The organism is Pseudomonas nitroreducens TX1 (assembly GCF_000313755.1).
Taxonomy (GTDB): Bacteria; Pseudomonadota; Gammaproteobacteria; order Pseudomonadales; family Pseudomonadaceae; genus Pseudomonas; species Pseudomonas nitroreducens_A.
In genome coordinates this window covers 1-24,532 of record NZ_AMZB01000109.1, presented here as the reverse complement: position 1 = coordinate 24,532, position 24,532 = coordinate 1, and the positions used below count along the sequence as shown (strand labels likewise).

Genomic DNA, 24,532 nt, shown 5'->3' with positions numbered 1-24,532 from the left:
CATGGACATCAAACGTTCAATCCTATTCGTCGCCCTGGCAATCGTGTCCTATGCGCTGGTACTCCAGTGGAACAAGGACTACGGCCAGCCCGAACTGCCGGCGCAGACCGCGACCTTCAATCAGACTGAGGGCCTGCCGGACACTTCCGTGCCTGCCGGCACTGCAGCCAACGCCGACGTACCGACCACGCAGAACGCCCAGGCCAGCCTGCCCAACGAGCAGAAACCGGTCGCAGCCAGCGAACAGCTGATCCGCGTGAAGACCGATGTCCTGGACCTGACCATCGACCCGCGCGGCGGCGACGTGATCAAGCTCGGCCTGACCCAGTACCCGCTGCGCCAGGACCGCCCTGATGTACCGTTCCCGCTGTTCGAGCGTGACAACCAGCGTACCTACCTGGCCCAGAGCGGCCTGACCGGCGCCAACGGCCCGGACGCCGCCGCCAGCGGTCGCCCGCTGTACGCCTCGGCCAAGCCGGTCTACGAACTGGCCGACGGCCAGGACCAGATGGTCGTCGACCTGACTTATGCACAGGATGGCGTCAGCTACATCAAGCGCTTCACCTTCCACCGCGGCCTGAAAAACGACTGCACCGAGAAGGAAAAGGCCCAGAAGAAGCTCGAGTGCATCAACCCCAATGCCTATCAGGTCGGCGTGACCTACCTGATCGACAACCAGAGCGACAAACCGTGGAACGCGTCGTTGTTCGCCCAGCTCAAGCGTGACGCCAGTGTCGACCCGTCCTCCACCACCGCTACCGGCGTTTCGACCTACCTCGGCGCCGCGGTCTGGACCCCTGAAAAGCCCTACGTAAAAGTGTCCATGAAGGACATGGACAAGGAGCAGTTCAAGGAAACCGTCCAGGGTGGTTGGGTAGCCTGGCTCCAGCATTACTTCGTCACCGCCTGGGTTCCCGCCAAGGGCGATACCCACAGCGTGATGACCCGCAAGGATGCCCAGGGCAACTACATCGTCGGCTACACCGGTCCCAACCTGAGCGTAGCGCCGGGTGCCAAGGGCGAAACCAGCATGACCCTGTATGCCGGCCCGAAACTGCAGGCGTACCTGAAGGAACTGTCCCCGGGCCTGGAACTGACCGTGGACTACGGCCCGCTGTGGTTCATTGCCCAGCCGATCTTCTGGCTGCTGCAACATATCCACAACCTCGTCGGTAACTGGGGCTGGTCGATCATCTTCCTGACCATCGTCATCAAACTGGCCTTCTTCCCGCTGTCCGCCGCCAGCTACCGCTCCATGGCCCGCATGCGCGCCGTGTCGCCGAAACTGCAGGCACTCAAGGAACAGCATGGCGACGATCGCCAGAAGATGTCCCAGGCGATGATGGAGCTGTACAAGAAGGAAAAGATCAATCCGCTGGGCGGCTGCCTGCCGATCCTGGTGCAGATGCCGGTCTTCCTCTCGCTGTACTGGGTACTCCTGGAAAGCGTCGAAATGCGCCAGGCCCCGTGGCTGGGCTGGATCGTCGATCTGTCGGTGAAGGATCCGTTCTTCATCCTGCCGATCATCATGGGCGCCACCATGCTGGTCCAGCAGATGCTCAACCCGACGCCACCGGACCCCATGCAGGCCAAGGTGATGAAGCTGATGCCGATCATCTTCACCTTCTTCTTCCTGTGGTTCCCGGCCGGTCTGGTCCTGTACTGGGTGGTGAACAACTGCCTGTCGATCGCACAGCAGTGGTACATTACCCGTCGGATCGAAGGTGCCGCGAAGAAGGCTTCCGCCTGACATCGCAGCCCGACACGATCGACAAGACGCCCCCTCGTGGGGCGTTTTGCTATGTGGATAACTTGCTTACCCGCAAGCCACGCCAACCACCGCGAGACCGCCGACATGAATGCAGCCCGTGAAACCATCGCCGCCGTCGCCACCGCCCAGGGCCGTGGTGGGGTGGGCATTGTCCGCGTCTCAGGTCCCCGTGCGCGCGCCATGGCCATTACGCTGAGCGGCCGGGAGCCTCAACCTCGCTATGCCCACTACGGGCCATTCCACGCCGATGACGGCGACGTCATCGACGAAGGCCTGCTGCTGTACTTTCCCGGCCCGAACTCCTTCACCGGCGAAGACGTCCTCGAGCTGCAGGGCCATGGCGGCCCGGTGGTGATGGACATGCTGCTGCAGCGCTGCCTGGAGCTGGGCGCGCGCCAGGCCCGCCCCGGCGAGTTCAGCGAGCGCGCCTTCCTAAACGACAAGCTTGACCTCGCCCAGGCCGAGGCCATCGCCGATCTGATCGAAGCCAGCTCCGCCCAGGCCGCACGCAACGCCGTGCGTTCGCTGCAGGGCGAGTTCTCCAAACGGGTGCACAGCCTGACCGACCAGTTGATCGGACTACGCATGTACGTCGAGGCCGCGATCGACTTCCCCGAGGAAGAAATCGACTTCCTCGCCGACGGCCACGTTCTTTCGCAACTGGATGCGGTGCGCGCCGAACTGGCATCGGTATTGCGCGAGGCAGGCCAGGGTGCGCTGCTGCGCGACGGCATGACCGTGGTCATCGCCGGTCGCCCCAACGCCGGCAAATCCAGCCTGCTGAATGCCCTGGCGGGGCGTGAAGCAGCCATCGTCACCGACATCGCCGGCACCACCCGCGATGTGCTGCGCGAACATATCCACATCGACGGAATGCCGCTGCATATCATCGATACCGCCGGCCTGCGCAGTACCGATGACCATGTGGAAAAGATCGGCGTGGAACGCGCGCTCAAGGCCATCAACGAGGCCGACCGGGTTCTCCTGGTAGTGGACTCCACCGCACCGGAAGCCAGCGATCCCTTTGCCCTGTGGCCGGAGTTCCTCGACAGCCGTCCGGACCCGGCACATGTGACCCTGATCCGTAACAAGGCGGATTTATCCACAGAGAGCATAGGACTTGAGGAGAGCGCGGATGGCCACGCCACCATCACCCTGTCCGCCCGCTCGGGCAATGGCTTGGAGCTGCTGAGAGAGCACCTGAAGGCCTGCATGGGCTTCGAACAGACGGCGGAGAGCAGCTTCAGCGCCCGCCGCCGGCACCTCGAGGCCCTGCGCCAGGCCGGAGACAGCCTCGAGCACGGCCGCGCACAGCTCACTCTGAGCGGCGCCGGCGAACTGCTGGCCGAAGACCTGCGTCAGGCGCAGCAAGCCCTGGGCGAGATCACCGGGGCCTTCACGCCGGACGACCTGCTGGGACGCATCTTCTCCAGCTTCTGCATCGGCAAGTAATCCACAACTGCGCTTTTCCTACCGGGGACGGTTTCATGCCGTCACCGCGCTTTCTGCTGCCCGGAAAAACCTCCCCAGGTGCAGCTATCCACAACCATTTTTTGTCCAGAACCCCCGTCTTTCGGGAGCTTTAGCGAAGCAGAAGCTGTTTTCACAGGCATCCGTGAACTCTGTGGAAAAGTTACGTACAGCCACCTTAACAAACCCTGCACCAGACAGTGGATAATTCTCCCTGTTGATAAGTTGGCACTTCATCCACAAGCTGGACACGGGAGATCCCCCGGCACCGTACAGCATCGACACAGGGTTGTTAGGCGCTGAAATCCAGACTGGGTAAGGCCTACGACTGCTTATCCACAGAAAACGGCTTCACCATACATAAACACAAGCTCTAAAAAGATTTAAAAAATTCCTCTCTTTTTATTTTCTATAGAGGCCCACCACGCCCACTGGCTATTTTTTGTTCAGGTGCCTTCAATCGAAAGCCCTTAACCCCTATACTGTCCGGCTCTCTTCTTTCTCCTTGATCAACAGGCACGAGGTGCGTGGTGGATTTCCCTTCCCGTTTTGACGTGATCGTGATCGGCGGCGGCCATGCCGGCACAGAGGCCGCGCTAGCGGCTGCACGCATGGGCGTGAAGACGCTGCTGCTCACCCACAATGTGGAAACCATTGGCCAGATGAGCTGCAACCCCGCCATCGGTGGGATCGGCAAAAGCCATCTGGTAAAGGAAATCGATGCGCTGGGCGGTGCCATGGCACTGGCCACCGATAAAGGCGGCATCCAGTTCCGCGTGTTGAACAGCCGCAAAGGCCCGGCAGTGCGCGCAACGCGCGCCCAGGCAGACCGCGTTCTCTACAAGGCCGCCGTGCGCGAGATCCTGGAGAACCAGGCGAATCTGTGGATATTCCAGCAAGCCTGCGATGACCTGATCGTCGAACAGGATCAGGTGCGCGGCGTAGTGACCCAGATGGGCCTGAAATTCCACGCCGATAACGTCGTACTGACCGCCGGCACCTTCCTCGGCGGACTTATCCACATCGGCCTGGAGAACTACTCTGGCGGCCGTGCCGGGGATCCGCCCTCGATCGCCCTGGCTCGCCGCCTGCGTGAACTGCCGCTGCGTGTCGGCCGCCTGAAGACCGGCACACCGCCGCGGATCGACGGCCGCAGTGTCGATTTCAGCGTGATGACCGAGCAGCCGGGCGATACGCCAATCCCGGTGATGTCTTTCCTCGGTTCCAAGGAAATGCATCCACGCCAGGTCAGTTGCTGGATCACCCACACCAACACGCGGACCCACGAGATCATCGCGTCCAACCTCGATCGGTCGCCCATGTATTCGGGTGTGATCGAAGGGGTCGGCCCGCGCTACTGCCCGTCCATCGAAGACAAGATCCATCGCTTCGCCGACAAGGACAGCCACCAGGTCTTCCTTGAACCCGAAGGCCTGACCACCCATGAGCTGTACCCGAACGGCATCTCCACCTCGCTGCCCTTCGATGTGCAGCTGGACATCGTCCGCTCGATCCGCGGCATGGAGAACGCCCACATCGTTCGCCCCGGCTACGCCATCGAGTACGACTACTTCGACCCGCGTGACCTGAAGTACAGCCTGGAGACCAAGGTCATCGGCGGCCTGTTCTTCGCCGGCCAGATCAACGGCACCACCGGTTACGAAGAAGCCGGTGCCCAGGGGCTGCTCGCCGGCGCCAACGCTGCACTGCGTTCGCAGGGCCGCGAAAGCTGGTGTCCGCGTCGCGACGAGGCCTACATCGGCGTACTGGTCGACGACCTGATCACCCTCGGCACCCAGGAGCCGTACCGCATGTTCACCTCGCGCGCCGAATACCGGCTGATCCTGCGCGAGGACAACGCCGACCTGCGCCTCACCGAGAAAGGCCGCGAACTGGGCCTGATCGACGACGAGCGCTGGGCAGTCTTCGAAGCCAAGCGCGAAGGCATCGAACGGGAAGAACAGCGCCTGAAGAACACCTGGGTTCGCCCCAACACGCCGCAGGGCGATGCGATTGCCCAGCGCTTCGGCACTCCGCTGGCTCACGAATACAACCTGCTGAATCTGCTGGCGCGCCCGGAAATCGACTATGTCAGCCTGGCCGAAGTGACCGGCGCTGGCGCTGAAGATCCGCAGGTCGCCGAGCAGGTCGAAATCCGCACCAAGTACGCCGGCTACATCGATCGCCAGCAGGAAGAGATCGCGCGCCTGCGGGCCAGCGAAGGCACCCGCCTGCCTGTGGATATCGACTACCAGTCGATTTCCGGGCTGTCGAAGGAAATCCAGCTCAAGCTCGGCAACGCCCGGCCGGAAACCCTCGGCCAGGCGGGACGCATCCCGGGCGTGACCCCAGCGGCAATCTCCCTGCTGCTGATCCACCTGAAGAAACGCTCGTCCGGCCGTCAACTGGAGCAAAGTGCCTGATGTCCCTGGTTACTGCGCGTCACGCCGAAGAACTCCGGCGTGGCATCCAGACACTCGGCCTGGATATCGACGATGCCGCCCAGCGGCGACTGCTGGACTACCTGGCCCTGCTTGCCAAGTGGAACAAGGCCTACAACCTCACCGCCGTGCGCGATGTGGATGAAATGGTCTCGCGCCACCTGCTCGACAGCCTGAGCATCGTCCCGCAGTTCGAAGCCGCTGGCGGCGAGCGCTGGCTGGACGTGGGTAGCGGCGGCGGAATGCCCGGTGTTCCACTGGCCATCCTGTTTCCCGGCAAATCGCTGACTCTGCTGGACAGCAACGGCAAGAAGACCCGCTTCCTCACCCAGGTGAAGCTGGAACTCAAGCTCGACAACCTTCAGGTTATCCACAGTCGGGTGGAGGCGTTCCAGCCGGAGCAAGCGTTCAACGGCATCGTCTCCCGGGCCTTCAGCAGCCTCGAAGACTTCACGAATTGGACACGCCACCTGGGCGACACCCAGACCAACTGGCTGGCCATGAAAGGCGTACACCCCAGCGACGAGCTCGCGGCACTTCCGGAAGATTTCCGCGTCGAAGCCGAACGCGCTCTGGCGGTGCCGGGTTGCCAAGGCCAGCGCCATCTGCTGATACTGCGCCGCACTGCATGACGGGGAGTGGGGAAAACCATGGCTAAGGTATTCGCGATCGCCAACCAGAAGGGCGGCGTCGGCAAGACCACGACCTGTATCAACCTCGCGGCATCGCTGGTCGCCACCAAGCGCCGCGTGCTGCTGATCGACCTTGATCCACAGGGCAACGCCACCACCGGCAGCGGTGTGGATAAGTTGTCCCTGGACCATTCCATCTACGACGTACTCACCGGTGAATGCGACCTGGCCCAGGCCATGCAGTTCTCCGAGCACGGCGGCTACCAGCTGTTGCCCGCCAACCGCGACCTCACCGCGGCGGAAGTGGTGCTGCTGGAGATGGACATGAAGGAGCACCGCCTGCGCCACGCGCTGGCGCCGATCCGCGAGAACTATGACTTCATCCTGATCGACTGCCCGCCGTCGCTGTCGATGCTGACGGTCAACGCCCTGTCCGCTTCGGACGGCGTGATCATCCCGATGCAGTGCGAGTACTACGCACTGGAAGGTTTGACCGACCTGATGAACAGCATCCAGCGCATTGCCGAGAGGCTGAACCCGGCGCTGAAGATCGAAGGCCTGCTGCGCACCATGTACGACCCACGCATCAGCCTGACCAACGACGTCAGCGCGCAGCTGCAGGAACACTTCGGCGACAAGCTCTACACCACCGTGATCCCGCGCAACGTGCGACTGGCCGAGGCGCCCAGCTTCGGCATGCCGGCGCTGGTCTACGACAAGCAATCGCGCGGTGCCCTCGCCTACCTGGCGCTGGCCGGCGAGCTGGCGCGCCGTCAGCGCGCCGCCCGTACCACCGCCCCCGCCTAAGAGATTAAGGAACCCGCATGGCCGCCAAGAAACGAGGTCTCGGACGCGGGCTGGACGCCCTGCTCAGTGGCTCCAGCGCCGCTACGCTGCAGGAAGAAGCCGTTCAGGTGGACAGCAGGGAGCTGCAACACCTGCCGCTGGACCTGATCCAGCGCGGCAAGTACCAGCCCCGCCGCGACATGGACCCGCAGGCCCTGGAAGAGCTCGCCCAGTCCATCAAGGCCCAGGGCGTGATGCAGCCGATCGTGGTACGCCCGATCGACAAGGGCCGCTACGAGATCATTGCCGGCGAGCGCCGCTGGCGCGCGAGCCAGCAGGCCGGCCTGGACAAGATTCCGGCCATGGTCCGCGAAGTGCCGGACGAAGCCGCCATCGCCATGGCGCTGATCGAGAACATCCAGCGCGAGGACCTCAACCCCATCGAGGAAGCCGCCGCGCTGCAGCGTCTGCAGCAGGAATTCCAGCTGACCCAGCAACAGGTCGCCGACGCCGTGGGCAAATCCCGGGTGACCGTGGCCAACCTGCTGCGCCTGATCGCCCTGCCGGACGAGATCAAGACGCTGCTTTCGCATGGCGACCTGGAAATGGGTCATGCCCGTGCGCTGCTCGGATTGCCCGAGAATCGGCAGGTCGAAGGTGCGCGACATGTTGTCGCACGGGGCTTCACGGTGCGTCAGACTGAAGCACTGGTGCGCCAGTGGCTCAATGCCCCCGAGGATCCTGTCAAAGCGGTCAGGACCGACCCGGACATCAGTCGCCTGGAACAGCGCCTGGCCGAGCGCCTGGGCGCTCCGGTGCAGATTCGCCATGGGCAGAAGGGCAAGGGCCAGTTGGTAATCCGCTACAACTCCCTCGATGAGCTCCAGGGCGTCCTCGCCCACATACGCTGATACGAACGTAGCATGTAGGGGTCGTCGGAAATCACTACCTGACGGTTGAATGGGTATGCGGCGCCCCCTATACTCTGCGCGCAATTTTGTCGGCACAAAGTATGCCAAGTTGTTGATTTGTGAAGCCGACACCAGAGGACTGTGAGCTCGAGATGGAACCCCGCAAGCCCAATCGTTTGCCCTTCCATCGTCAACCGGCGTTTCGCCTGTTGCTCGTCCAACTGGTGGTGCTGCTTATCGGTGCAGCAACCCTGTGGTTTGCCCAGGGATCGGTCGCTGGCTATTCGGGATTACTCGGAGGCCTGATTGCGTGGTTGCCGAATCTGTACTTTGCTCGCAAGGCGTTCCGCTACAGCGGCGCGCGTTCTGCCCAGCTGATAGTCCGGTCCTTTTATGCCGGTGAGGCGGGAAAACTGATTTTGACGGCAGTGCTCTTCGCACTGGCGTTTGCAGGTGTGAAGCCGCTGGCGCCCCTGGCGCTGTTCGGCCTCTACCTGCTGACCCTCGCGGTCAGCTGGTTTGCACCCCTGCTGATGCGAAACACATTTACAAGACCTTAGAGCGATTGAGGCAAACATGGCAGCAGAAAGCGCTTCGGGTTACATCCAGCACCACTTGCAGAACCTGACCCTGGGTCGTCTGCCGGATGGTTCCTGGGGGTTCGCCCACACCGCCGAACAAGCCAAGGAAATGGGCTTCTGGGCATTCCACGTTGATACCCTGGGCTGGTCCGTATTCCTCGGCCTGGTGTTCATCCTTATCTTCCGCATGGCAGCCAAGAAGGCCACCAGCGGTCAACCCGGCGGCCTGCAGAACTTCGTCGAAGTTCTCGTGGAGTTCGTCGACGGCAGCGTGAAGGACACCTTCCACGGCCGTAACCCGCTCATCGCACCGCTGGCGCTGACCGTGTTCGTCTGGATCTTCCTGATGAACCTGATCGACCTGGTGCCCGTGGACTTCCTGCCGCTCGCGGCCCAGGCCGTCACCGGCAACGAGCACCTGTTCTTCCGCGCCGTGGCCACCACCGATCCGAACGCCACCTTCGGCATGTCGATCGCGGTCTTCGCGCTGATCATCTTCTACAGCATCAAGGTCAAGGGCATCGGCGGCTTCCTCGGCGAACTGACCCTGCACCCGTTCCACAGCAGCAACATGGTGGTTCAGATCATCCTGATCCCCGTGAACTTCCTGCTGGAGTTCGTGACCCTGATCGCCAAGCCGGTATCCCTGGCACTGCGTCTGTTCGGCAACATGTACGCCGGCGAGCTGATCTTCATCCTGATCGCCGTGATGTTCGGTTCCGGCATTCTCTGGCTGGGCGGCATGGGTGTTGTGCTGAACTGGGCGTGGGCCGTGTTCCACATCCTGATCATCACCCTGCAGGCCTTCATCTTCATGATGCTGACCATCGTCTACCTGTCGATGGCCCACGAAGACAGCCACTGATCCCAAGATTCTATGCGCCCACTCCCCTGCGGGAGTGGGCGTAAGAAGAGCTTCACCACCTTAACTTGCTTCACCTTTAACCAACACGACAAAAAAGTCGGGAGGAAAAATGGAAACTGTAGTTGGACTCACTGCTATCGCCGTTGCTCTGCTGATCGGTCTGGGCGCTCTGGGTACTGCCATCGGCTTCGGCCTGCTGGGCGGCAAGTTCCTGGAAGGCGCTGCTCGCCAGCCGGAAATGGTTCCGATGCTGCAGGTCAAAATGTTCATCGTCGCCGGCCTGCTCGACGCCGTGACCATGATCGGCGTTGGTATCGCTCTGTTCTTCACCTTCGCTAACCCGTTCATTGCTCAGGTTGCCCAGTAATTTCCGCAGCGCGGAAATCTGTGACTGAACAACGAACGAGCGAGGTATTGGCGTGAACATTAATGCAACTCTGATCGGCCAGGCCATCGCGTTCGCCATCTTCGTCCTGTTCTGCATGAAGTTCGTATGGCCTCCGGTCATCGCGGCTCTGCACGAGCGTCAGAAGAAGATCGCCGACGGCCTGGACGCTGCCAACCGCGCGGCTCGTGACCTGGAACTGGCCCACGAGAAAGCGGGTCAGCAACTGCGCGAAGCCAAGGCTCAGGCAGCCGAAATCATCGAGCAGGCGAAGAAGAGCGCTAACCAGATCGTTGACGAAGCCCGTGATCAGGCTCGTGCCGAAGGTGATCGCATGATCGCCCAGGCCAAGGCCCAGATCGAACAGGAACTCAACAGCGTCAAGGACGCCCTGCGTGCCCAAGTGGGTGCCCTGGCTGTCTCCGGCGCCGAGAAGATCCTGGGTGCTTCGATCGATGCCAACGCGCAAAAGCAGCTGGTTGATCAACTGGCCGCCGAGATCTAAGCAGAGGGCGATATGGCAGAACTGACCACATTGGCTCGTCCATACGCGAAGGCGGCTTTCGAGTACGCCCAGGCTCATCAGCAACTGGCCGACTGGTCCGCTGCGCTGGGTGTGCTGGCTGCAGTGTCGCGGGACGACACCGTGCGCCAGCTGCTCAAGGAGCCCCAGCTGACCGCGGCAGCCAAGGCTGACGCGCTGATCGACGTGTGTGGCGACAAGCTCAATGCTCCGGCCCAGAACTTCGTCCGGACTGTGGCTGAAAACAAGCGGCTCGACCTGCTGCCGACCATCTTCGTGATGTTCGAGCAACTCAAGGCCGAGCAGGAAAAGCTGGTCGAGGTCGAGGTCACCAGTGCCTTCGCCCTGGACCAGGAACAGCAGGACAAACTCGCCAAGGCTCTCAGCGCCCGGCTCAGTCGCGAAGTGCGACTACATGCGTCGGAAGACGCGAGCCTGATCGGCGGCGTGGTTATTCGCGCCGGTGACTTGGTAATCGATGGCTCGGTGCGCGGCAAAATCGCGAAACTGGCCGAAGCGTTGAAATCTTGAGTTTGAAGGGGCAGCGGCATGCAGCAACTCAATCCTTCCGAAATTAGTGAAATCATCAAGGGGCGCATCGAGAAACTCGACGTCGCCTCGCAAGCGCGCAACGAAGGCACCATCGTCAGTGTTTCCGACGGCATCGTGCGCATCTTCGGTCTGGCCGACGTCATGTACGGCGAGATGATCGAATTCCCGGGCGGCGTCTACGGTATGGCGCTGAACCTGGAGCAAGACTCCGTCGGTGCTGTGGTACTGGGTGAATACCAGGACCTCAAAGAAGGCATGAACGCCAAGTGCACCGGCCGCATCCTGGAAGTACCGGTTGGTCCGGAACTGCTGGGTCGCGTTGTCGACGCCCTGGGTAACCCGATCGATGGCAAAGGCCCGATCGATGCCAAGCTGACCGACGCCGTCGAGAAAGTGGCACCGGGCGTGATCTGGCGTAAGTCGGTAGACCAGCCGGTGCAGACCGGCTACAAGTCGGTCGACGCCATGATCCCGGTTGGCCGTGGCCAGCGCGAGCTGATCATCGGTGACCGTCAGATCGGTAAAACCGCTCTGGCCATCGACGCCATCATCAACCAGAAGAACAGCGGCATCCGCTGCGTCTACGTTGCCATCGGTCAGAAGCAATCGACCATCGCCAACGTCGTCCGCAAGCTGGAAGAAAACGGCGCCCTGGCCAACACCATCGTGGTGGTTGCCAGCGCTTCGGAATCCGCCGCTCTGCAATACCTGGCTCCGTACTCCGGTTGCACCATGGGCGAATACTTCCGCGACCGCGGTGAAGACGCCCTGATCGTGTACGACGACCTGTCCAAGCAGGCCGTAGCCTACCGCCAGATCTCCCTGCTGCTGCGCCGTCCGCCGGGCCGCGAAGCATACCCGGGCGACGTGTTCTATCTCCACAGCCGTCTGCTGGAGCGCGCTTCCCGCGTTTCCGAAGAGTATGTCGAGAAGTTCACCAACGGCGAAGTGAAAGGCAAGACCGGGTCCCTGACCGCCCTGCCGATCATCGAAACCCAGGCTGGCGACGTTTCCGCGTTCGTTCCGACCAACGTGATCTCCATCACCGACGGTCAGATCTTCCTCGAATCCGCCATGTTCAACTCGGGTATCCGTCCGGCCGTCAACGCCGGTATCTCGGTATCCCGTGTCGGCGGCGCGGCCCAGACCAAGATCATCAAGAAGCTGTCCGGCGGCATCCGTACCGCGCTGGCCCAGTACCGTGAACTGGCGGCCTTCGCCCAGTTCGCCTCGGACCTGGACGATGCGACCCGCAAGCAGCTGGAACATGGTCAGCGCGTTACCGAGCTGATGAAGCAGAAGCAATACGCGCCGATGTCCATCGCCGAGATGTCGCTGTCCCTGTATGCCGCCGAGCGTGGCTTCCTGCAGGACGTCGAGATCGCCAAGGTGGGCGCCTTCGAACAAGCGTTGATCGCCTACTTCCAACGTGAGAACGCCGCTCTGCTGGCGAAGATCAACGAGAAGGGTGACTTCAACGACGAAATCGACGCGGGCATCAAGGCCGGCATCGAGAAGTTCAAGGCCACCCAAACCTGGTAAGCCGCAGCGGGGGTCGTTAATGGCCCCCGCCTGCTAAACCGATAGGTGTGAAATGGCAGGCGCAAAAGAGATTCGCAGCAAGATTGCGAGCATCAAAAGCACGCAAAAAATCACCAATGCCATGGAAAAGGTGGCGGTGAGCAAGATGCGCAAGGCACAAATGCGCATGGCGGCCGGCCGTCCCTACGCGGAGCGCATTCGCCAGGTGATCGGCCATCTGGCCAACGCCAACCCGGAATACCGTCACCCGTTCATGGTCGAGCGTGAAGTCAAGCGCGTCGGCTACATCGTGGTGAGCTCCGACCGTGGCCTGGCTGGCGGCCTGAACATCAACCTGTTCAAGGCGCTCGTCAAGGACATGAGCGGGCAGCGCGATCGTGGCGCGGAGATCGACCTCTGCGTGATCGGCTCCAAGGGTGCATCCTTCTTCAAGAGCTATGGCGGCAACGTGGTTGCAGCTATCAGCCACCTGGGCGAAGAGCCGTCGATCAACGATCTGATCGGCAGCGTCAAGGTCATGCTGGATGCCTACCTGGAAGGTCGTATCGATCGCCTGTACGTGGTTTCCAACAAGTTCGTCAACACCATGACCCAGAAGCCGACCGTGGAACAGCTGATTCCGCTGGTGGCCGAGGACAATGCCGAGCTGAAGCACCACTGGGACTACCTCTACGAACCCGACGCCAAGGCCCTCCTCGACGGTCTGCTGGTGCGCTACGTGGAATCCCAGGTGTACCAGGCCGTGGTTGAGAACAACGCCTGTGAGCAGGCGGCCCGGATGATTGCAATGAAGAACGCTACCGACAACGCCGGTGATCTGATCAGTGGTCTGCAACTGATCTACAACAAGGCACGTCAGGCGGCGATCACCCAGGAAATCTCGGAAATCGTCGGCGGCGCTGCCGCGGTGTAAGAACAGGTTCAAAATTCAGAGGAACCAGACATGAGTAGCGGACGTATCGTTCAAATCATCGGCGCCGTGATCGACGTGGAATTCCCGCGCGATGCCGTGCCGAGCATCTACGAGGCCCTGAAAGTTCAGGGCGTCGAAACCACCCTGGAAGTTCAGCAGCAGCTGGGCGACGGCGTGGTTCGTTCCATTGCGATGGGTTCCACCGAAGGCCTCAAGCGTGGCCTGAACGTGGAAAGCACCGGCGCAGCCATCTCCGTCCCGGTCGGTACCAAGACCCTGGGCCGTATCATGGACGTGCTGGGCAATCCGATCGACGAAGCCGGCCCCATCGGCGAAGAAGAGCGCTGGGGTATTCACCGCGACGCTCCGTCCTACGCTGACCAGGCTGGCGGCAACGACCTGCTGGAAACCGGCATCAAGGTAATCGACCTGGTCTGCCCGTTCGCCAAGGGCGGTAAAGTCGGTCTGTTCGGTGGTGCCGGTGTCGGCAAGACCGTAAACATGATGGAACTGATCCGTAACATCGCCATGGAGCACAGTGGTTACTCTGTGTTCGCGGGCGTGGGCGAGCGTACTCGTGAGGGTAACGACTTCTACCACGAGATGAAGGATTCCGGCGTACTGGACAAGGTAGCCCTGGTTTACGGCCAGATGAACGAGCCGCCGGGCAACCGTCTGCGCGTTGCACTGACCGGCCTGACCATGGCCGAGAAGTTCCGTGACGAAGGCCGTGACGTACTGCTGTTCATCGACAACATCTACCGTTACACCCTCGCCGGTACCGAAGTATCCGCACTGCTGGGCCGTATGCCTTCCGCAGTAGGTTACCAGCCGACCCTGGCCGAAGAGATGGGCGTTCTGCAGGAGCGCATCACCTCCACCAAGAAAGGCTCGATCACCTCGATCCAGGCCGTATACGTTCCCGCGGACGACCTGACCGACCCGAGCCCGGCGACCACCTTCGCCCACCTGGACGCCACTGTCGTTCTGTCCCGTGACATCGCCTCGCTGGGTATCTACCCGGCCGTTGATCCGCTGGACTCGACTTCCCGTCAGCTGGACCCGCTGGTCATCGGCCAGGATCACTACGACACCGCTCGTGGCGTGCAGTACGTTCTGCAGCGCTACAAGGAGCTGAAGGACATCATCGCGATCCTCGGCATGGACGAACTGTCCGAAGCCGACAAGCTGCTGGTGGCCCGTGCTCGTAAGATCCAGCGCTTCCTGTCCCAGCCGTTCTTCGTGGCTGAAGTATTCACCGGCTCGCCGGGCAAATACGTCTCCCTGAAGGACACCATCGCTGGCTTCAAAGGCATCCTCAACGGCGACTACGACCACCTGCCCGAGCAGGCGTTCTACATGGTCGGCGGCATCGAAGAAGCCATCGAGAAAGCGAAGAAGCTGTAATCCGTGCGCCCGGCAACGGGCGCTTACGTGAGGCAAGGGTATGGCTATTACTGTCCACTGCGACATCGTCAGCGCCGAAGCGGAGATCTTCTCCGGTCTGGTCGAGCTGGTCGTAGCGCACGGCTCCCTGGGCGATCTGGGTATCGCTCCGGGCCACGCGCCGCTGATCACTGAGCTCAAGCCGGGTCCGATCCGCCTGGTGAAGCAGGGTGGCGAGCAGGAGGTGTACTACATCTCCGGCGGCTTCCTCGAAGTACAGCCGAACATGGTCAAGGTTCTCGCCGACACCGTGATTCGTGCAGGCGACCTCGACGAAGCGGCTGCCCAGACCGCACTGAAGGAAGCTGAGAAGGCTCTGCAAGGTAAAGGTGCAGAGTTCGACTACAGCTCCGCCGCAGCCCGCCTGGCCGAAGCCGCAGCGCAACTGCGCACGGTCCAGCAGGTTCGCAAGAAGTACGGCGGCTGAGCCGCGAGGTCCTTCGGACTTCAGCGACAAATGGGAAAAGGGTAGCCTTGGCTACCCTTTTTCTTTTTATACACTTGGTCTTTTCCCGCTCACCAGGACGGTCCCTCACTCATGTCCCTCGAAATCGTCATTCTTGCTGCTGGCCAGGGCACCCGCATGCGTTCTGCCTTGCCGAAAGTTCTGCACCCGGTTGCTGGCAAACCGATGCTTGCCCACGTGATCGACACCGCCCGCGGCCTCAGTCCGTCGCGTATCCATGTGGTGATTGGTCATGGTGCCGACCTGGTGCGCGAGCGCCTGCAGGCGGATGACCTGAATTTCGTGATCCAGGAACAGCAGCTGGGCACCGGCCACGCCGTGGCGCAGGCGGCTCCGTTCCTGAGCGCCGACAACGTGCTGATCCTGTATGGGGACGTCCCGCTGATCGAGCAGCCGACCCTGGAGCGCCTGATGGCTCAGGCCACGCCGCAACAGCTGGCGCTGCTCACCGTCAAGCTGGAGGATCCGACCGGCTACGGCCGCATTATCCGGGATGCCAGCGGCGAGGTTAGGGCCATCGTCGAGCAGAAGGACGCTACCCCCGAGCAACGCGCTATTCAGGAAGGCAACACCGGTATTCTCGCCGCGCCCCGCGAGCGCCTGCTGGGTTGGCTGTCGCGACTTTCCAACTCCAACGCCCAGGGGGAGTACTACCTCACCGACGTCATTGCCATGGCGGTCGGCGACGGTCTGCGCGTGGCCACTGCACAACCCCAGGTGGCGATGGAGACCCAGGGCGCCAATGATCGCCTGCAGCTCTCCGAGCTGGAGCGCTTCTTCCAGCAGCGAGTGGCCCGTCGCCTGATGGCCCAGGGCGTGACCTTGATCGATCCGGCGCGCTTCGATGTGCGCGGTGAAGTCAGCGTCGGACGCGACGTCAGCATCGACATCAACGTGATCCTCGAAGGCCAGGTGGAGATCGAGGACGACGTGCAGATCGGCCCGAACTGCTTCATCAAGGACTCCACCCTGCGTCGCGGCGCCATCATCAAGGCCAACTCGCACCTGGAAGGCGCCCACGTCGGCCCGGACAGCGATGTCGGCCCCTTCGCTCGCCTGCGTCCGGGTAGCGTGCTGGAGCGCAAGGTGCATGTGGGTAACTTCGTCGAACTCAAAAACGCCCATCTGCAGGACGGCGTGAAGGTCGGCCACCTGACCTACCTGGGCGACAGTGAAGTGGGTGCACGCACCAACATCGGCGCCGGCACCATCACCTGCAATTACGATGGCGCGAACAAGTGGCGCACCACCATTGGTGAAGATGTCTTCATCGGCTCCAACAATTCGCTGGTGGCGCCTGTGGATATCGGCACCGGAGCCACGACTGGCGCGGGCTCGACCATCACCGCCGAGGTTCCGGCCGGCACCCTCGGTGTTGGTCGCGCCAAGCAGCGGGTGATCGAAGGCTGGAAGCGTCCGGAAAAAATCAAGAAACCCTGATGCAGCTGCCGCTCCCCTGTGGATAAGAACCCGGCCACAGGGCGATCCCCCTATCGTTATACACAGGCCATCCCGCCAACCGCGGAATGGCTGGTTTTGCTGGAGTCTTCCCGGACATGCTTGGCGTCGCCATCCTGATCTTTCTGATCACCGACCCGTTCGGCAACATTGCGGTATTTCTCGCGGCTCTCAAGTCCGTTCCCGCCGAACGCCGTCTGAAAGTGGCGCTGCGCGAGCTGCTGTTCGCCCTCGGTCTACTGCTGCTGTTCCTCACCCTGGGCGAGCACATCCTCACCGGGCTTGGGCTGTCCAAGGAAGCCACCGGCATCGCCGGCGGCATCATCCTGTTCGTGGTTGCCATGCGCCTGATCTTCCCCACGCCCCAGGGAGTGCTGGGCGACATGCCGGACAATGAGCCGCTGTTCGTGCCGCTGGCCACTCCCGCAGTGGCCGGGCCCTCCGCGCTGGCGATGCTGATCACCTTGCGCAGCACCTACACTGGTCCGTTGTGGGAGCTGTACCTGGCGGTGATCCTCGCCTGGGCGGCCACCGCCTTCATCCTCATGCAGGCGGCCTTCCTCCAGCGCTTCCTCGGTCCGCGAGGGCTGATGGCCGTGGAACGTCTGGCCGGCATGCTGCTGATCATGCTCAGCGTGAACATGCTCCTGCAGAACGTGCGCAGCTTCCTGCACATCGCTGCCTGATTCGAGACCGCCATGATGTTGCGTGCCCTGACCTTCGCCTTCCTCGCCACCTTGCTCGCCGGCTGCGCCGACAAGGGTCTGCAGATCGATCGCGAACACGTGTCGAGGAACCAGGACAGCCGCATTCAGTACGTTATCGTCCACTACACGTCGGCCGATCTGCCGCGCTCTCTGGCGCTGCTGACCCATGGCGAGGTGAGTGCGCACTACCTGATCGGTGATGACCCGGCGACCATCTACCAGTTGGTGGACGAGAACCGCCGCGCCTGGCACGCCGGCGCCAGCGAATGGCAGGGGCGCACCTGGCTCAACTCCACTTCCATCGGCATTGAGCTGGTGAACCCCGGCTATCGCGATACCCCCAGCGGGAAGATCTGGTATCCCTATCCGGATGCGCAGATCGATGCGCTCATCGCCCTGCTCAAGGACATCACCCGGCGCCAGGGCATCACCCCGGAACACATCCTCGGCCACAGCGATATCGCCCCGCAGCGCAAGGTCGATCCAGGCCCGCTGTTTCCCTGGAAGAAGCTCGCCGAAGCCGGCCTGATCCCCTGGCCGAAACCGGGTGAGCTGGCGCGTCGCCTGACCGAGTTGAACGGCCAGTTGCCGGCTCCGGGCTGGTTCCAGCAGCAGCTGGCGCGCCACGGTTATGCGGTGCCGCTCAATGGGGTGATGGACGCGGAAACCCGCAACGTAATCGCGGCGTTCCAGATGCGCTTCCGCCCGGAGCGTTTCGATGGCGAGCCGGACCTCGAAACCGCCGCACTGCTGTTGGCTGTACCGACTTCCTAGACCGGCAGCAACAGGTAGAAGCGCGAGCCCTTGCCTTGTTGCGAACGCAGCGCGATGCGTCCGCCGTGCAGTTGCACGATTTCCCGACATAGCGCCAGGCCAAGTCCGACCCCGCCTTTCTTGCGGCCTACCTGCACGAAGGGTTCGAAGATGCGTCCCTGCTGGCTGAGCGGGATACCGTCGCCGCTGTCCTCTACGGCGATCGCCACGCGCTCTTCCTGGCAGCGCGCCTGAAGACGGATGGTGCCGCCTTCAGGCGTATGACGCAGGGCGTTGCCGATCAGGTTGTCCAGTACTCGTTCGATCTGCGTGCGGTCGATATTGATCGGCGGCAGACCCTCGGCGATCTCCAGGCCCAGCTCGATATGCTTGTCCGTGGCTTGACCGACAAAGCGATGGTGCGCCTGGGTCAACAGTCCGCCGACGTCGCACAGCTGCAGTTCCAGCTTCTGGGTGCCGCTCTGGTAGCGCGAGAAATTCAACAGATCGTTGATCAACCGCACCAGGCGGTGCATCTCCTCATCGACCGTACGCACCAGGTCGCGCTCGCGTGATTCCTCGGGGAACTTCAGGCGCTCGGCGAGCAGCCCGAAGGCCATGTGCATGCCGGTCATGGGGGTGCGCAGCTCATGGGAGGCGCGAAGGACGAAATCGTTACGTACGCGTTCGAAAGCGCGTTGCTCGGTGACGTCGCGCACCACCATCACCGCGCCTATATTGCGCCCATCGTCATGGCTGACCGGCGACATGCCCCAGGTCAGCAGCCGGCTTTCGCCGCTGACGTCCACGACCAGGTCCTGGGGCGTTTCCTCCAGCAGGTTGCCGCTCAGGACCCGCTGTACCGCCTGGGTCAGCGCCGGATTCTGCAACAGCGCGCCCAGTTCCTGGCCCTGCGGGTCGCTTTGCGCGAACAGTTGGCGCGTGGCGACGGGGTTGGCGTGCTCGATGCGGCCGTGGCGATCGAGGATCACCAGGCCGTCGTCGATGCTGTCTAGCACCGCCAGCAGGCGCTTGCGACCCGAACCCAGCGCCTCGGTGTTGCTGGCGCGATAGAGGCGCAAGGCCTCCGCCATCAGGCCGAAGCGGCGGCTCAGGGAGGACATCTCGGCGACGCCGGACACCGGCAGGGTGACGTCAAAGTCGCCCTGGCCAATCTTGTCGGCAGCCTTGGCCAGCGTCTCGATGGGGGCGCCGAAGCGGCGTGCGATGCTGTGCGCGGTGATGAAGCCGACCACCAGGATGGCGATGCCGATCAAGCTGAGCAGGCCGGTGACCAGCAGGACCCGGTCACGGGAAGCGCGATCGTCCTCGCTGATCCTGTCGATAGCGTCTTGATGCAGGGCCTGCAGGCGGCTGCGCAAGTCGTCGAGGGTGCGGCTCAGGTCGCTGTCCGCCAGCAGCTCCGGGCGGCCGGGACCGGGGGTTTCGGTGGCCTCGACGAACAGCCGGTGCGCGTCGGCGATCTCGCTCATGGCCAGCCGCTGGCGGCCGTTGTGCGCCAACAGTCGGCCGCGTTCCAGGGCCTGTGCGAAATGCAGGCGTGCCGCTTCCAGATGTTCCGGGCTCGGGCGCGCGCTGAGGACCTGGACCAGTTCGTCGCCCAGCGCCTGGCGCAAGTGCTGGCTGACCTCAATGGCAGCGAAGTTGCGCTGGATCAGCTGAGCCTGTTCGCGGGCGGTCAGCATCACGCTGAACAGCCCGAGCAGCAGGCCCAGCAACGCTACCGTGATGAGCGCCGAGATGCTCACGAAGAGCCGGGTCCGCAGCGTCATCGGAATCGGCAGTTTCACAGGCTGTACTGCTTGCGCTTGCGATACAGCGTGGAGGCGTCGATCCCCAGGGTCTTGGCCGCCTGGTCAAGGGTGGCGCTGGAGGCCATCACCGCAGCGATGTGGGCTTTTTCCAGCTCCTCCAGGCTCATGGCTTCGCCAATGCGCGGAGCTGAGCTGGTCGTCTGTTCGCCAATCGCCAGTTGTTCCACGCCGATAAGCTCATGGTTGCAGATGATGCTTGCACGTTCGATCACGTTTCGCAGTTCGCGCACGTTGCCCGGCCAGTTGTAGCGACGCAGCAGGGCACGCGCCTCATCGGTAAATCCTCGGGCCGGGCGTCCATAGTCCTTCACGAAACGGGCGAGGAAGCGTTCGGCCAGGCCGATGATGTCCTCTGCGCGCTCGCGCAGCGGAGGCAGGTTGAGCACGATCACGTTCAGGCGGTAGAGCAGGTCCTCACGGAACGTCCCCTGGGCGACCATCCCGGCCAGATCGCGATTGGTGGCCGCGAGGATTCGCACATCCGCGTTGCGGGTCACCGGGTCGCCGATGCGCTCGTATTCCTTGTCCTGGATAAAGCGCAGCAACTTTGGTTGCAACGTGATGGGAAAATCGCCGATTTCATCGAGGAATAACGTCCCGCCGTCTGCTTGGCTGATGCGCCCGAGGGTGTTCTCCGTCGCGCCGGTGAACGCACCGCGGCTGTGGCCGAACAGCTCGCTCTCCATCAGTTCGGCGGATAGCGAAGGGCAGTTGATGGTCACGCAGGATTTTTTTGCGCGCTTGCTCCAGCCATGGATGGCCCGTGCGAGCTCGCCCTTGCCGGAGCCCGATTCGCCCAGGATGAGGATGTTGGCGTCGGTGGCCGCCACCTGGCGGGCTGTTTCCAGCACGGCGGCCATGGCCGGGCTGTGGGATTCCAGCACATCACCCTGCTTGCGCATTTCTCCTTCGAGCGCCTCGATGCGCGCGGTGAGCTGGCGCACCTCGAGTTGTTTGGCGGCGGCCAGGCGCAACTGGTCGGGACTGCAGGGTTTTACCAGATAGTCGGCGGCGCCGGCCTGCATAGCGTCAACCGCGGTGTCCACGGCGGAATGCGCGGTGACTATCACCACGCGCATCCAGGGTGCCTGCACGCGCATCTGCGCCAGCACGTCCAGGCCGTTGTCGTCGCCCAGGCGCAGGTCCAGGAAGCACAGGTCGAAGACCTGGCGCTGCAGCAGGTTCTCTGCCTGCTGCGCGCTACTGGCGGTGGCGACGCTGTAGCCCTCGTCCTCCAGGCAATAGCGGAACGAGCGCAGGATGGCGGACTCGTCATCGACCAGCAGGATGCGGCCTTGCTGTTCAGGCGTTGCGTCCATTCAGCGATTTCCTCGTTGTGTGATTCGTTGTTGTAAAGGGTGCGATTTTTCTTAGTCCAGGGTTTTTCGTGCAAGTTGCAAGAATCTTTCTGTGCCCTCGGGCAGGGTGCACAGGTTCAGGTTATGCACAGGTCATCCAACACATTGAATTACAGGAATTTTATCCACAAAAGGCACTGGCACGCGGCTTGCGGATCCAATCTTGCACCATCGTTTGACGGAGACCGCCATGTCCATGTCGCCCAATCCCAAGATCCTTGCCCTCGCTCTGAGTTCCGCTTTGTTCGTCCTGCAACCGATCGCCAGCCACGCCGCCGAGGCTGGTCTGGCGGCCCAACTGGCCGAGGCGCGCCAGGAAGGCTCCATCTGGACGGCCCTCAATCTCAACCGTGAACTCAAGCCTTTCACCATCAAGGTGGATGTCGAGAGTGGACGAGCGCAGCTCACCGGCGCGGTGGCCAGCGAGGAACAGAAGGCGCTGGCCGGGCAGATCGCCGGGAGCGTCGAAGGCATCAACGCTGTGGATAACCAGCTCGGCGTCGACGCTGCCCTGGCCGATGCGCAGAAGGCTGATTCCTCCAGGCAGGAAGGCGCGGTACAGCAGTGGGACGACGCCACGTTGGCCGCCCGGGTGAAATCCAAGCTGCTGCTGGAGAAGCGCGGTGAAGGCCTGGATATCAAGGTCACCAGCCGGGCGGGCGCCGTCACCCTGGATGGTACCGTGGTCAGCGACGCGGCCAGCCAGCAGGCTGCACACCTGGCGGCGCAGACCGAGGGCGTCAGCTCGGTGGACAACCGGTTGAAGGTCGACCCTGATGCCACCTCGACCCAGCGTTTCGAAAAATCCGTCGGCGATGCCCAGGCCGCCGTCAGCGATGCCTGGATCACCAGCCAGATCAAGGCCGACATTCTTTCGGCCCATGCGCTGGGCGGGCTTTCCATTGGCGTGTCGACCCGCGACGGCGTGGTCACGCTCAGGGGCCAGGTACCCAGCGCCGACGAGCGCCAGCAATTGATCGATTCGGCTCGCAAGACCCGGGGCGTGCGTGATGTGGACGCCACCGCCTTGAAGGTGGCCGGCCAGGCCGCCTGACTCCCACCCTTGCTTTACAGGAGAACCTGTCATGACCCGCACCACCAGTCAGCTCAATGAACTCATCGAGATCACCCGCGATGGCCAGCGCTTCTACCAGCATGCGATCCAGGAAGTGAAGGATGCCCGCCTGCAGCGGCTATTCCAGTCGATGGCGCAGGCCAAGACCGATGTCATCAACGCCTTGGCCGGAGAGGTGGCGGCCAACCACGAAGACCCTGCCGCCGGCGGCACCTTGCTGGGCAGGCTGCGCCAGGTCTACGCCGATACCCGCGCAACATTGGCCAGTGACGAGGCTGCGAGTTACGTCACCCAACTCGAGGAGACCGAGGATCGGATTCTGCATGCGTTCGAGGATGCCCTGCAGAACGGTACGCCGCAGACCCAGGCGCTGCTGCGCGCCGAGTTGCCCAAGGTGAGGGCCTGCCACGACGAAATGAGCCAGCTCAAGCATTCGCTGGAGTGATGCGCTTCACAAAGGCACAGGGAGGTGCCCGGAGCCGAAATTGCAAAACGCACGACCTTGGTGGACCCATCGTGCAGGATGCGGCACAAAGGGACTTGAGTACCATATTTAAATATTTGATTTATAAGGAAAAAATCGATTTAAAAGACTGGCATGCGCCGTGCAATTCCTACTGCCAGACAGTCAACGAACCACCCGCGGTGGCGAAGAACCTGAAAGGACCGGAGGACGGGTCCCAGGTTCGACAAACAGGCCGGCGACGGGCAGGAGAAACGGGATGAACAGCGGAACCAACAGCCAAGTGCCAGTCGCGCGTATCGATGTGTGGAGCCGGATTTTCTTCGCTGGCGCCCTGCTGCTGTTGCTGATCAACCAGGTGCAGCTGCAGATGCAGGTATCCCAGGCGAAGGCTGCCAGCGCACCGGTGGCCTATGTCCCGACGGCCTCCAGCGCGCCCGGTCTGTATCGCGAAGCTTCGCGTTATCCACAGACCGCCCCCGCTCACAACCAGACTCAGGTATTGCAAGCCCCGCAGGCCCAGGCCCAGGCCCAGGACCAGGTTCAGCCGATGGGGCGGACCCAGAGTGGCTGGGTGTTCTGACCCGATCGCTGGCGCGCCAATGGCGTGCCCGATATGTCCGCAGTGCCCGGAAGCGCCCGGAAGCGCCCGGGCGGACAAGTTATCCGGAGGCTGCCTTGCGACCGCTCCGGAGCAGGTACCCGAAAGCGGTGCCAAACCGACAACGAGAAGAGGAGAGACCCCATGCTTAGCTGGGCACTGACATTCCTGATCATCGCCATCATCGCCGCGGTCCTGGGCTTCGGTGGTATCGCCGGCGCCGCCACCAGTATTGCCAAGATCCTTTTCGTGATCTTCCTGGTGCTGTTCATCGTGTCGTTCTTCATGGGCCGTCGCCGAGGTTGATGCCCTGAAAACCGGCTGAAAGTGGAACAAGGAGCGTAGCGATGAGCTTTACCCGCAATCTGCTGCTGTCGGCCCTTCTGCTCGGCGCCGGGGCCCAGGCCCTGGCCGCCGAGGCGGACAAGGACGCGCAGTACCGCCTCAACGAGCTGATCGCCAGCGACGAGCAGTACCGAGACACCTGGCAATCGGTAGTCAAGGACGAGAGCCGTCTGCCGGACTGGGTCATGAACCTCAGCGGCACCGCGACGCCGATGCAGGCGGTGGACGAGCAGGGCGACAAATACCTGGTGGGCCAGTTGTGCGAGCAGCACAACTGCGCTGCGCAGAGGCTGTATGTGGCCTTCACCTGGGACAAGGACAAGGCCTACGCACTGTATGTGAAGGTTCCTGAAAACCTTCCTGCGGACAAATCGCCGAGCAAGCACGCCAGCTTCCGCTGGCTGGGCGAGCCGAACGATTCGGTGAAAAGGATCCTCGACGACCAGCTCAAGAGCGATCCGAACTGGTACTGATCGCCTTCATGGCGGCAGGCAGGTTCAGAGATTCGCGTACCCAGAAGGCGTACGCACGGCCAGGGGGCCGGGATGTTCGGGATGCGTCAGGTCCTGAATGACCCAGGGGTACAGGGGGTACCTCCGCACTAGCGGGCCGGGCCAGGCAAAGCCTCCGGAACCGGCGCGGGATTCTCGCGC

General features: G+C 62.6%; 25 protein-coding genes. 23 read left to right on the top strand and 2 right to left on the bottom strand.

Annotated elements, in window-relative coordinates; all coding sequences use genetic code 11:
• Position 1 precedes the first annotated feature (1 nt).
• The 18 genes from yidC (at position 2) to C167_RS0113640 (ending at position 18,223) form a co-directional block, all read left to right on the top strand.
• A complete protein-coding gene (gene yidC / locus C167_RS0113725) occupies positions 2 to 1,750 on the top strand; it encodes a membrane protein insertase YidC (RefSeq protein ID WP_017518850.1) in 1,749 nt (582 codons plus the stop codon).
• A 105-nt stretch (positions 1,751 to 1,855) separates the two neighbouring features.
• On the top strand, positions 1,856 to 3,223 hold the full coding sequence (gene mnmE / locus C167_RS0113720) for a tRNA uridine-5-carboxymethylaminomethyl(34) synthesis GTPase MnmE (protein ID WP_017518849.1): 1,368 nt from the start codon (positions 1,856 to 1,858) through the stop codon (positions 3,221 to 3,223).
• 548 nt (positions 3,224 to 3,771) lie between these two features.
• A complete protein-coding gene (gene mnmG, locus C167_RS0113715; protein ID WP_017518848.1) occupies positions 3,772 to 5,664 on the top strand; it encodes a tRNA uridine-5-carboxymethylaminomethyl(34) synthesis enzyme MnmG in 1,893 nt (630 codons plus the stop codon).
• A complete protein-coding gene (gene rsmG / locus C167_RS0113710; protein ID WP_017518847.1) occupies positions 5,664 to 6,314 on the top strand; it encodes a 16S rRNA (guanine(527)-N(7))-methyltransferase RsmG in 651 nt (216 codons plus the stop codon). Before mnmG ends, rsmG begins: the two co-directional genes overlap by 1 nt.
• An 18-nt stretch (positions 6,315 to 6,332) precedes the next feature.
• The gene (locus C167_RS0113705; RefSeq protein WP_017518846.1) at positions 6,333 to 7,121 is read left to right on the top strand and encodes a ParA family protein; all 789 of its coding nucleotides are present in this window, start codon (positions 6,333 to 6,335) and stop codon (positions 7,119 to 7,121) included.
• Between the two features lie 17 nt (positions 7,122 to 7,138).
• Complete coding sequence (locus C167_RS0113700) at positions 7,139 to 8,011, top strand: ParB/RepB/Spo0J family partition protein (RefSeq protein WP_017518845.1); 873 nt, start codon at positions 7,139 to 7,141, stop codon at positions 8,009 to 8,011.
• Between the two features lie 152 nt (positions 8,012 to 8,163).
• Entirely contained in the window at positions 8,164 to 8,571 is a 408-nt protein-coding gene (locus C167_RS0113695; RefSeq protein ID WP_017518844.1) for a F0F1 ATP synthase subunit I, read from the top strand.
• 16 nt (positions 8,572 to 8,587) lie between these two features.
• A complete protein-coding gene (gene atpB, locus C167_RS0113690; protein WP_017518843.1) occupies positions 8,588 to 9,457 on the top strand; it encodes a F0F1 ATP synthase subunit A in 870 nt (289 codons plus the stop codon).
• Between the two features lie 109 nt (positions 9,458 to 9,566).
• Complete coding sequence (atpE, locus tag C167_RS0113685; RefSeq protein ID WP_003457994.1) at positions 9,567 to 9,824, top strand: F0F1 ATP synthase subunit C; 258 nt, start codon at positions 9,567 to 9,569, stop codon at positions 9,822 to 9,824.
• 52 nt (positions 9,825 to 9,876) lie between these two features.
• Positions 9,877 to 10,347 carry a F0F1 ATP synthase subunit B gene (locus C167_RS0113680; protein ID WP_017518842.1) on the top strand — a complete coding sequence of 157 codons (471 nt, stop codon included), beginning with the start codon at positions 9,877 to 9,879 and terminating at the stop codon, positions 10,345 to 10,347.
• Between the two features lie 12 nt (positions 10,348 to 10,359).
• Entirely contained in the window at positions 10,360 to 10,896 is a 537-nt protein-coding gene (locus C167_RS0113675; protein ID WP_017518841.1) for a F0F1 ATP synthase subunit delta, read from the top strand.
• A gap of 18 nt (positions 10,897 to 10,914) precedes the next feature.
• On the top strand, positions 10,915 to 12,459 hold the full coding sequence (atpA, locus tag C167_RS0113670) for a F0F1 ATP synthase subunit alpha (RefSeq protein WP_017518840.1): 1,545 nt from the start codon (positions 10,915 to 10,917) through the stop codon (positions 12,457 to 12,459).
• Positions 12,460 to 12,511: 52 nt separating this feature from the next.
• Positions 12,512 to 13,372 carry a F0F1 ATP synthase subunit gamma gene (gene atpG / locus C167_RS0113665; RefSeq protein ID WP_017518839.1) on the top strand — a complete coding sequence of 287 codons (861 nt, stop codon included), beginning with the start codon at positions 12,512 to 12,514 and terminating at the stop codon, positions 13,370 to 13,372.
• A 30-nt stretch (positions 13,373 to 13,402) separates the two neighbouring features.
• Positions 13,403 to 14,779, top strand: coding sequence for a F0F1 ATP synthase subunit beta (gene atpD / locus C167_RS0113660; protein ID WP_017518838.1), 1,377 nt, complete (start codon positions 13,403 to 13,405; stop codon positions 14,777 to 14,779).
• Positions 14,780 to 14,819: 40 nt separating this feature from the next.
• A complete protein-coding gene (locus C167_RS0113655; protein ID WP_017518837.1) occupies positions 14,820 to 15,245 on the top strand; it encodes a F0F1 ATP synthase subunit epsilon in 426 nt (141 codons plus the stop codon).
• Between the two features lie 111 nt (positions 15,246 to 15,356).
• A complete protein-coding gene (gene glmU, locus C167_RS0113650) occupies positions 15,357 to 16,724 on the top strand; it encodes a bifunctional UDP-N-acetylglucosamine diphosphorylase/glucosamine-1-phosphate N-acetyltransferase GlmU (RefSeq protein ID WP_017518836.1) in 1,368 nt (455 codons plus the stop codon).
• A gap of 86 nt (positions 16,725 to 16,810) precedes the next feature.
• Positions 16,811 to 17,428: a MarC family protein gene (locus C167_RS0113645; RefSeq protein ID WP_200860155.1), complete on the top strand. Its 618-nt coding sequence runs from the start codon at positions 16,811 to 16,813 to the stop codon at positions 17,426 to 17,428.
• A 12-nt stretch (positions 17,429 to 17,440) separates the two neighbouring features.
• Positions 17,441 to 18,223, top strand: a complete 783-nt coding sequence (locus C167_RS0113640) for an N-acetylmuramoyl-L-alanine amidase (RefSeq protein WP_017518834.1) — start codon at positions 17,441 to 17,443, stop codon at positions 18,221 to 18,223.
• Here the strand turns inward: C167_RS0113640 and C167_RS0113635 are convergent.
• A complete protein-coding gene (locus tag C167_RS0113635) occupies positions 18,220 to 20,013 on the bottom strand; it encodes a HAMP domain-containing histidine kinase (RefSeq protein WP_017518833.1) in 1,794 nt (597 codons plus the stop codon). The two genes, C167_RS0113640 and C167_RS0113635, sit on opposite strands and share 4 nt — an antisense overlap.
• Positions 20,010 to 21,356, bottom strand: a complete 1,347-nt coding sequence (gene algB, locus C167_RS0113630) for a sigma-54-dependent response regulator transcription factor AlgB (RefSeq protein WP_017518832.1) — start codon at positions 21,354 to 21,356, stop codon at positions 20,010 to 20,012. The genes C167_RS0113635 and algB overlap by 4 nt, the downstream gene beginning before the upstream one ends.
• 229 nt (positions 21,357 to 21,585) lie before the next feature.
• Here algB and C167_RS0113625 point away from each other — a divergent pair, with 229 nt between their 5' ends.
• From C167_RS0113625 to C167_RS0113605, 5 genes are all read left to right on the top strand, one after another.
• A complete protein-coding gene (locus tag C167_RS0113625) occupies positions 21,586 to 22,449 on the top strand; it encodes a BON domain-containing protein (RefSeq protein WP_017518831.1) in 864 nt (287 codons plus the stop codon).
• 31 nt (positions 22,450 to 22,480) lie between these two features.
• Positions 22,481 to 22,915: a PA2169 family four-helix-bundle protein gene (locus C167_RS0113620; protein ID WP_017518830.1), complete on the top strand. Its 435-nt coding sequence runs from the start codon at positions 22,481 to 22,483 to the stop codon at positions 22,913 to 22,915.
• Positions 22,916 to 23,192: 277 nt separating this feature from the next.
• Complete coding sequence (locus C167_RS0113615; RefSeq protein ID WP_017518829.1) at positions 23,193 to 23,516, top strand: hypothetical protein; 324 nt, start codon at positions 23,193 to 23,195, stop codon at positions 23,514 to 23,516.
• A gap of 162 nt (positions 23,517 to 23,678) precedes the next feature.
• Complete coding sequence (locus C167_RS33695; protein WP_017518828.1) at positions 23,679 to 23,840, top strand: DUF1328 domain-containing protein; 162 nt, start codon at positions 23,679 to 23,681, stop codon at positions 23,838 to 23,840.
• A gap of 41 nt (positions 23,841 to 23,881) precedes the next feature.
• Positions 23,882 to 24,352, top strand: a complete 471-nt coding sequence (locus C167_RS0113605) for an inhibitor of vertebrate lysozyme family protein (RefSeq protein WP_017518827.1) — start codon at positions 23,882 to 23,884, stop codon at positions 24,350 to 24,352.
• Positions 24,353 to 24,532: the final 180 nt, after the last annotated feature.